This window comes from Nocardia exalbida NBRC 100660 (assembly GCF_000308575.1).
GTDB lineage: Bacteria > Actinomycetota > Actinomycetes > Mycobacteriales > Mycobacteriaceae > Nocardia > Nocardia exalbida.
This window is the reverse complement of record NZ_BAFZ01000026.1, coordinates 75567-83770: the sequence shown is the minus strand read 5'-3', so window position 1 is coordinate 83770 and position 8204 is coordinate 75567. Positions and strand designations below refer to the sequence as shown.

The 8204-nt window shown below is 70.1% G+C and carries 8 protein-coding genes and 1 tRNA gene; 4 read left to right on the top strand and 5 right to left on the bottom strand.

Annotated elements, in window-relative coordinates; all coding sequences use genetic code 11:
• The coding region (locus ON29_RS05925) for an ABC transporter permease (protein WP_040865139.1) at positions 1-1152 on the top strand (1152 nt) is incomplete at its 5' end.
• Positions 1149-2201, top strand: coding sequence for an ABC transporter ATP-binding protein (locus ON29_RS05920; protein WP_040865122.1), 1053 nt, complete (start codon positions 1149-1151; stop codon positions 2199-2201). The genes ON29_RS05925 and ON29_RS05920, both read left to right, overlap by 4 nt.
• Positions 2202-2301: 100 nt before the next feature.
• On the opposite strand, the gene ON29_RS05915 is transcribed toward ON29_RS05920, so the two are convergent.
• A tRNA-Cys gene (locus ON29_RS05915) sits at positions 2302-2376 on the bottom strand.
• Positions 2377-2490: 114 nt separating this feature from the next.
• On the opposite strand from ON29_RS05915, the gene ON29_RS05910 reads away from it, so the two are divergent.
• On the top strand, positions 2491-3042 hold the full coding sequence (locus ON29_RS05910) for a MarR family winged helix-turn-helix transcriptional regulator (RefSeq protein ID WP_040865121.1): 552 nt from the start codon (positions 2491-2493) through the stop codon (positions 3040-3042).
• 125 nt (positions 3043-3167) lie between these two features.
• Positions 3168-4214, top strand: coding sequence for an Hsp70 family protein (locus ON29_RS05905; protein ID WP_040865120.1), 1047 nt, complete (start codon positions 3168-3170; stop codon positions 4212-4214).
• Positions 4215-4263: 49 nt separating this feature from the next.
• Here the strand turns inward: ON29_RS05905 and ON29_RS05900 are convergent, their stop codons facing one another.
• The 4 genes from ON29_RS05900 to ON29_RS05885 are packed head-to-tail and all read right to left on the bottom strand — an operon-like array spanning position 4264 to position 8202.
• Complete coding sequence (locus ON29_RS05900) at positions 4264-5091, bottom strand: enoyl-CoA hydratase (RefSeq protein WP_051174905.1); 828 nt, start codon at positions 5089-5091, stop codon at positions 4264-4266.
• The gene (mmsB, locus tag ON29_RS05895; RefSeq protein ID WP_040865119.1) at positions 5088-5987 is read right to left on the bottom strand and encodes a 3-hydroxyisobutyrate dehydrogenase; all 900 of its coding nucleotides are present in this window, start codon (positions 5985-5987) and stop codon (positions 5088-5090) included. Before mmsB ends, ON29_RS05900 begins: the two co-directional genes overlap by 4 nt.
• Positions 5987-7066, bottom strand: coding sequence for an enoyl-CoA hydratase/isomerase family protein (locus tag ON29_RS05890; RefSeq protein WP_040865118.1), 1080 nt, complete (start codon positions 7064-7066; stop codon positions 5987-5989). Before ON29_RS05890 ends, mmsB begins: the two co-directional genes overlap by 1 nt.
• Positions 7063-8202, bottom strand: coding sequence for an acyl-CoA dehydrogenase family protein (locus tag ON29_RS05885; protein ID WP_040865117.1), 1140 nt, complete (start codon positions 8200-8202; stop codon positions 7063-7065). The genes ON29_RS05890 and ON29_RS05885 overlap by 4 nt, the downstream gene beginning before the upstream one ends.
• Positions 8203-8204: the final 2 nt, after the last annotated feature.

The following is an 8204-nucleotide window of genomic DNA, read 5'->3' as shown; positions in this document are numbered from 1 at the left end:
ACGATGTCCTATTTCCCGCTGGTCTATCTGCCCGCCGCCGCCACGCTGCGCCGCCTGGATCCGGCGGTGGAGGAGTCGGCGCGGGCGCTGGGCTCGGGACCGGTCGCGGTGTTCGCGCGGATCGTGCTACCGCAGCTGCGCTTGGCCGTCCTCGGTGGCGGGCTGCTCATCGGGCTGCATCTGCTCGCCGAGTACGGCGCCTTCGTGATGGTCCGGTTCGACACGTTCACCACGGCCATCTTCGAGCAGTACCAGTCCAGCTTCGCCGGTCCGGCGGGCAGCATGCTGGCCGGTGTGCTCGTGCTGTGCTGCCTGGCGCTGCTCGGGGCCGAGGCGGGACTGCGCGGCCGGGCGCGCTACGCGCGGATCGGCAGCGGGGCTCCGCGCGCCGCGGCCCGGATCCGGTTGGGCGCGGGCACGTTACCGGTTCTGGCCGTGCTCGTCGCGGTGACGGCGGCCGCGCTGGGCGTGCCGCTGTGGACCATCGGGCGCTGGCTGCGCATCGGCGGAGCGGCGGTATGGGATGTCACCGACATCGGCAACGCGCTCGGTCAGACGGTCGGCCTCGCGGCCGTCGCCGCGCTGCTCACCACCCTGTGCGCGTTCCCGGTGGCGTGGATCGCGGTGCGTTCCACCTCGGCGTTCGCGCGGCTGGTCGAGGGCGCCAACTACGTCACCAGCTCGTTGCCCGGCATCGTGATCGCGCTGGCCATGGTGACAGTGACGATCCGGTGGGCGCCCGCGCTCTACCAGACGGCGGGCATGGTGATCGCCGCCTATCTGCTGCTGTTCCTCCCCCGTGCCCTGGTCAGCGTGCGGGCCGGGCTCGCCCAGGTGCCGGTCGGCTTGGAGGAGGCGTCCCGTTCGCTGGGTAAATCGGCACCGGCGACGTTCTTCCTGGTCACGCTGCGTCTCGCGGCGCCGGCCGCGGCCGCCGCCGCCGCACTGGTGTTCGTCGCGGTGGCGACCGAGCTGACCGCCACCCTCCTGCTGGCGCCCAACGGAACTCGCACGCTGGCGATGCGGTTCTGGGGCCTGTCCGGCGAATTGGATTACGCCGCGGCCGCTCCGTACGCCCTGATCATGATCGCCGCCGCCGTGCCCGTGACGTACTTGCTGTTCACCAACTCGCAGAAGGCGGCCGGGATATGAGTCGCGTTGTCGTCACCGATGTGTCGAAGACCTTCGGTCACACCCGGGTTCTCGGTGGCATCACCCTGGACGTGCCGAACCGCACCGCCACCGCCGTGGTCGGGTCGTCCGGATGCGGCAAGACCACGCTGCTGCGCGTGATCGCCGGATTCGAGTCGCCGGACACGGGTTCGGTGTCGATCGGGACGGAAACCGTTGTCGGCGAACGGGTCTCGGTGCCGCCGCAGCGTCGCAACATCGGCTACGTCGCCCAGGACGGGGCGCTGTTCCCCCATCTGACCGTCGGCCAGAACATCGCCTACGGCCTGCCCGGCTCGGCCCGCCGCAACCACCGGCGGGTGCGCGAGCTGCTGGAGATGGTGTCGCTGCACGCGTCCTACGCCGACCGGCGGCCGCATCAGCTCTCCGGCGGCCAGCAGCAGCGCGTGGCCCTGGCCCGCGCACTGGCGCGCAAGCCGTCGGTGATGCTGCTGGACGAGCCGTTCAGCGCGCTGGACGCGGGCCTGCGCGCCACGACCAGGCAGGCCGTGGCCGACACGCTGCGCGAGGCGGGCATGACCAGCATCCTGGTGACCCACGACCAGGAGGAGGCGCTGAGTTTCGCCGAACAGGTCGCGGTGATGCGGGAGGGGCGCTTCACCCAGGTCGGGACGCCGGAGGAGGTCTACGCCACGCCGAAGGACCTGTTCACCGCCCGGTTCCTCGGCGATTGCGTGCTGCTGGAGGCGGTGGTCGAGGGCGATGTGGCCAAGTGCGCACTGGGCCGGATTCCGGTGCAGCGCAACGCCGCGAGCGGACCGGCCACCGTCATGCTGCGACCGGAACAGCTCGTCGCCGATATCGCTTCGGAGAACGAGTCGGAGAGCGGCCGGATCAGCGCCGTCGACTTCCGCGGCGCAGACGTCATCCTGACCATCGACCTGGACGGCGCGAGCACTCCCATCCGGGTACGCCGCGCCAGCGTCGCCGCCCCCGTCACCGGGCAGCGGGTGCGCCTCGACGTGGTCGGCACGGCCGTGGCGTACACAGAACCGAACGACGCCGTCTGACGCGGCACGCTGCGCGGGAACCCCGGCATACCGGGTAGCGGCATGCCTCGAAATGCCCGGCTCGGCGGTGACACGCACCGAGCAGAGCACCGAGGACACTTGGAGCGAGCGGCGGGAATTGAACCCGCGTAAACGGCTTTGCAGACCGTTGCCTAAACCACTCAGCCACGCCCGCCTCGCCTTAGATAGTGCCCCCGGCGGGTAGGCCCGGCCTACCATTGCGCTCACGGTGATCCGAAGCCTGGCCGGATGTCCCCGTCCGCCCCTGGCGGCATGGAATGATCGGAACATGTCTCGGCCACGCCCGCTTCCGAACGACCCGATCGAGGAGGCCCACCGCCAGTGGGTCGGCCACGGCTGGGGAGATGTCGCCGACGGCATGGCCGCGGTGACGTCGCTGGTGCGGGCTCAGCAAATCGTGATGGCGCGGGTGGACGAGGCGCTCAAACCCACCGGCTTGACCTTCTCCCGCTACGAGCTGCTCATGCTGCTCAATTTCAGCAAAACCGGTGCGCTGCCGATGGCGAAGGCCAGCGCGCGCTTGCAGGTGCACCCCACCAGCGTCACCAACACCGTGGACCGGCTGGAGGCGGCGAAGCTCGTCGAGCGCGTACCGCATCCCAGCGACCGGCGCGCTACCCTGATCGAAATCACCGACGCGGGACGGGAATTGGTGGCGAAGGCGACCGAGGAACTCAACGCGAAGGTTTTCGCGCTCCCCGGACTCCCCCCGGAACGACTGCACACTCTGCTGCAACTGCTCGCCGAATTCCGACATGCCGCGGGCGACTTCGACACCGCAGAGGGAACGGCGCGCTGGTCGGCCACGGCCACAGACTGATTCGACGTACCGGTCGGTCGCATACCCGGTGCGACCGACCGTCGGGTGACGATCGGGCATCCAACCGGCGAATTGCCGGGCATGCCGTCTTGGCAGCGGAAGCGAAAGGGTCCACCATGTAGATCATGGTGCTGGTCTTGGGGGTATCGGCGGGCGCTGGCGGCGCCCATGCGATGCTGACACACTCCGATCAGCCACACCTACCCCCGATCGATCGCTGCGAAGTGCCGCGCCGGGCAGGCGGCGGTGTCGAGGAATCGGTCTTCGAGGCGATCCGCCGGATGAACGGCGCCGCCGACCGGCGTGACGAGCTGATCTCGGGCACGGCGGTGACCTGCCGCTGTCCGCTGCACGCCGACGCCATCCGCGCGGGCGTGCGCGGTCGCCGCGTGACCATCGTCGACGAACCCCTCGCCCAGCTGCGCTATCTGCGCTTCACCGGGCAACTGCCGGACAGCGGCTCGGTGATCCTCTACGACCTGGGCAGCTCGGGGCTGACCATCACGCATGTCGATTGCCGCACCGACGCGATCCTGTCCAGCAAGCGCAGCACGGTGCTCGGTGGCGACGGCTACGACGCGCTGCTGCGCTGGCGGCTGGCCCGCGACGGCGTGCTCACCGACACGCCGACCATCCGGCGCCACCGCGAGGAACTGAGCGAGGCGCGGGTGGTCACCGCCATCGACGACGGCACCGGCGAACGGGCCGTCGTCACCCGCAGCGATCTGGCCGAATTGTGCGCGGCGGGCATCCATCACTCGGTGTCGTTCGTGCGGCAGATCATCGACGAGACCGGTGTGCGGCCGGAAGCCATGGTGCTGCTCGGCGGCTGCACGCGCAGCCCGAGCATTCGCGCCGAGCTGGCCGAACTGGTCGACCTGCCGATCGTCTACGACCCCGAACCCGAGTTCGTCTCCGCGCGCGGCGCCGTGCTGCTCGCCGCCGAACGAAGGGGCGGTGACGTGCGGATGGCCCGGCTGCGCGCCGGAGCCACCCTCGTCCCGGTCGCCGTCGACCGGCGCAAACTCATCGCGGCCGCCGCGGTCACCGTCGCACTGGGCGCCACGATCGCCGGACTGCTCGCCGCGGAGAAGGACGCGCCCACGCCCGAGGGCACCAAGGTGCCCACGCCCGCGGAGATCGTCGCGCCCACATCGGGACCCTTCGGATAACTCGCGACGAACCCGCCCGGCCGGGGGAATCGGCCGGGCGGGCCGGACGTCAGCGGTTGGTGAACTTCGCCGGACGCTTCTCGACGAAGGCGCTCATGCCTTCCTTCTGATCCTCGATCGCGAACAGCGAGTGGAACACTCGGCGTTCGAAGCGCAGGCCCTCGGCGAGCGTCGTCTCGAACGAGCGGTTCACCGCTTCCTTGGCGATCATGGCGACCGGCAGCGACATGGACGCGATGGTCTCGGCGACCTCGGCCGCGGTGTCGAGCAGCTCCGCCGCGGGCACGATGCGCGAGACCAGCCCCGCCCGCTCGGCCTCCTCGGCGTCCATGTTGCGGCCGGTGAGCACCAGATCCATGGCTTTGGCCTTGCCGATCGCGCGGGTCAGGCGCTGCGAGCCGCCGATGCCGGGGATGACGCCCAGCTTGATCTCCGGCTGCCCGAACTTCGCGGTGTCCGCCGCGAGCAGGACGTCGCAGATCATGGCCAGCTCACAGCCGCCGCCCAGCGCGTAGCCCGCCACCGCGGCGATGGTGGGCTTGCGGAACTGCGCCAGCCGGTCCCAGCGGGCGAAGTAGTCGTCCATGAACATGTCCATGTACGACTTGGGCTGCATCTCCTTGATGTCGGCGCCCGCCGCGAAAGCCCGCTCCGAGCCGGTGATCACGATGGCACCGATCTCGTCGTCGTGCTCGAGTTCGTCGAGCGCGGCGATGACGTCATCGAGGACCTGCGCGTTCAGCGCGTTCAGCGCCTTCGGGCGGTTCAGCGTGATCCAGCCGACCCGGCCCTTGCGTTCCAGCAGAATCGTCTCGAAGTCGGCCCCACCCGTCGCCCGGCCGCCGCCGCCCACGGAATCGCTCTGCGATGCGTTCATCCTTCTGCACCCTCTTGGTCGGATCGGTCACGGATATCGGTGACGATAGCCGAGAAGTCCCGTCCGGCATCCGTCTGGTTGAAGCGGTCGTAGATCGCGGCGGCCAGCAATCCGAGTTGCCCGTCGATGTTGTTCTCGCGCAGGGCGTTCGCGGCCAGACCCAGGTCCTTCGCCATCAGGGCGGTGGCGAAACCCGGTCGGTAGTCGTTGTTGGCCGGGCTGGTCGGCACCGGGCCCGGAACCGGGCAGTAGCTGGTCAGCGCCCAGCTCTGGCCGGAGGCGGTGGAGACCACGTCGAAGAACGACTGATGGCTCAGGCCCAGCTTCTCGCCCAGCACCAGCGACTCCGACAGCGCGATCATCGACACGCCCAGCAGCATGTTGTTGCAGATCTTCGCCGCCTGACCGACGCCGGAGCCGCCGCAGTGCACGACCTTGCCGCCCATCACCTCGAGCACCGGAAGGGCAGCGGCGAAGTCCTCGGCGGCCCCGCCGACCATGAAGGTCAGCGTGCCCGCCGCCGCGCCCGCGACACCGCCGGAAACCGGGGCGTCCAGCGCACGGTGCCCGGCGGCGGTGGCGCGTTCGGCCGCGGTCTTCGCGTCGGCCACGTCGATGGTGGAGCAGTCGATGAACAAGGTGCCCGGTGCGGCGGCCGGGAGCAGTTCGGCGTACACGTCGAGGACGAGTTTGCCGTTGGGCAGCATGGTGATCACGGTGTCGGCCGCGGCGGCCTCGGTGGCCGTGCCGACCGCGATCGCGCCGTCACGCTCGGCCTGTTCGCGCGCCGCGGGCACCGGGTCGAAGGCGAGCACCTCGTAGCCCGCGCGCACCAGGTTGGCCGCCATCGGCGCGCCCATGTGGCCGAGGCCGAGGAAACCGATTCGCTTGCTCATCACGCCACCTCCTGGGTCGCCAGACCCAGCTCTCGATCGCCCAGCTCGGCGAAGTATGCGTCCACCTGCGCGTCCGTGACCGCCTCGAGCGTCGCGGGCGACCACCGGGGGTTGCGGTCCTTGTCGATCACCTGCGCGCGAATGCCCTCGACCAGGTCGTGCGACGACAGCGACGCGATGGACACCCGGTACTCCTCGTTCAGCACCGCCTCCAGGCTCGGCGCGGTGCGGGCCGCGCGCAGCGAACGCAACGTGACCTTCAGCGCCACCGGGGATTTGGCCAGGATCTCGTTGGCCGCCGCCCGCGCGTCGGGTGCCTCGTGTGCCCGCAACCGCGCGACGATCTCCTCCACGGAGTCGGCTCCGTAGCAGTCATCGATCCAGTCCTGCGCGGCGGCCAGCGCGGAATCCGGCGCGTCCGTGGCGAACTTGGCGATCGCGATGTCGGCGCTCTCCGTGCGCAGCGTCTCCAGCAGCGCGGGCAGATGCTCGGAGGCGACGAAATAGTCCGCGAAGTTCGCGGCGATGGCGTCACCAGCGCTCATCCGCGCGGTGGTGAGCCCGACGTGCGTGCCGATCTCGCCCGGGGTGCGCGCGAGCAGATAGGTGCCGCCGACGTCCGGGACGAAGCCGATGCCCACCTCGGGCATGCCGATCTTGGACCGCTCGGTGACGATGCGGTGGCTGCCGTGCCCGGAGAGCCCGACGCCGCCGCCCATCACGATGCCGTCCATGATCACCACGTACGGCTTCGGGTAGCGGCCGATCAGGGCGTTGAGGATGTACTCGTCGCGCCAGAACCGTCCGGTCGCCGAATCGGCGCTGGTGGCACCGCTTTTCGCGTCGGCGTGGATGGCGACGATGTCACCGCCCGCGCACAGGCCGCGCTCGCCCGCGCCGGTGACGACCACGGTGCGCACCGCGTCGTCCTCGGCCCAGGTGCGCAGCGCGTCGGTGATGGCGAGGGCCATCGAGTGATTCAGCGCGTTGATGGCCTTGGGCCGGTTCAGCGTGATCAGGCCCAGCCCGTCGCGCTGTTCGAGAAGAACCTCGGGTTCACTCGTGGTCTGTCCGCTCATGCCGCTCCTACCAGTGCGCGGGCGACGACCACCCGCATGATTTCGTTGGTGCCCTCGAGGATCTGGTGCACCCGCAGATCCCGGACGATCTTCTCCACGCCGTACTCGGTGAGGTAGCCGTAGCCGCCGTGCAGTTGCAGGGCTTTGTTGGCCACCTCGAAGCCGGCGTCGGTGGCGAAACGCTTCGCCATCGCGCACAGCTCCACCTTGTCCGGCGCGTCGGCGTCCAGCGCAGCGGCGGCCCGCCACAGCAGCGTGCGGGCGGCCTCCAATTCGATGCGCATATCGGCGAGGTCGAATTGCAGCGCCTGGTTGCGCAGCAGCGGCTTGCCGAACGCCTCCCGCTCGGCCAGATACGGCACCGTCTTGTCCAGCGCCGCCTGCGCGCCGCCCACCGAGCACGCGGCGATGTTGAGCCTGCCGCCGTTGAGGCCGTTCATCGCGATGCGGAAGCCGTCGCCCTCCGCGCCGAGCCGGTTGGCCACCGGGACCCTGGCATCGGAGAAGATCACCTGGCGGGTCGGTTGGGCGTTCCAGCCCATCTTCTTCTCGTTGGCGCCGACGGAGATGCCGGGGGTGTCGGCGGGCACGATGAACGCCGAGATCCCGCGCGCACCGTCGTCGCCGGTCCGGGCCATGACGACGTAGACATCGGTGGAGCCCGCGCCGGAGATGAACTGCTTGGCGCCGTTGAAGATGTAGTCGTCACCGTCGCGAACGGCCTTGGTGCTCAACGCCGCCGCGTCGGAGCCGACCCCTGGCTCGGTGAGCGCGTAGCTGGCCAGCAGTTCCATCGCGGTCAGCCGGGGCAGCCAGCGATTGCGCTGCTCGTCGTCGCCGTAGCGGTCGACCATCCACGTCGCCATGTTGTGGATGGAGATGTAGGCGGCGATGGCGGGGCAGCCGGTGGCCAGCTGCTCGAAGATGCGCACGGCGTCGAGCCTGCGCAGGCCCGAGCCGCCCACGTCCTCGCGCACGTAGATGCCGCCGAGGCCGAGCGGGCCCGCCTTGCGCAGCACGTCCACCGGGAAATGTTTCTGCTCGTCCCACTCCAGCGCGTTCGGGGCGAGGAATTCGTCGGCGAAGCCGCGCGCGGTGTCGCGGATCGCCTTCTCGTCGTCGTCGAGGATGAACATCC

Excerpts from the sequence above, each read along its gene's own strand:
- ON29_RS05920 (WP_040865122.1), top strand. The coding sequence starts at position 1,149 with ATGAGTCGCGTTGTCGTCACCGATGTGTCGAAGACCTTCGGTCACACC.
- ON29_RS05910 (WP_040865121.1), top strand. The coding sequence starts at position 2,491 with ATGTCTCGGCCACGCCCGCTTCCGAACGACCCGATCGAGGAGGCCCAC.
- ON29_RS05905 (WP_040865120.1), top strand. The coding sequence starts at position 3,168 with ATGGTGCTGGTCTTGGGGGTATCGGCGGGCGCTGGCGGCGCCCATGCG.
- ON29_RS05900 (WP_051174905.1), bottom strand. The coding sequence starts at position 5,091 with ATGAACGCATCGCAGAGCGATTCCGTGGGCGGCGGCGGCCGGGCGACG.
- mmsB (WP_040865119.1), bottom strand. The coding sequence starts at position 5,987 with ATGAGCAAGCGAATCGGTTTCCTCGGCCTCGGCCACATGGGCGCGCCG.
- ON29_RS05890 (WP_040865118.1), bottom strand. The coding sequence starts at position 7,066 with ATGAGCGGACAGACCACGAGTGAACCCGAGGTTCTTCTCGAACAGCGC.
- ON29_RS05885 (WP_040865117.1), bottom strand. The coding sequence starts at position 8,202 with ATGTTCATCCTCGACGACGACGAGAAGGCGATCCGCGACACCGCGCGC.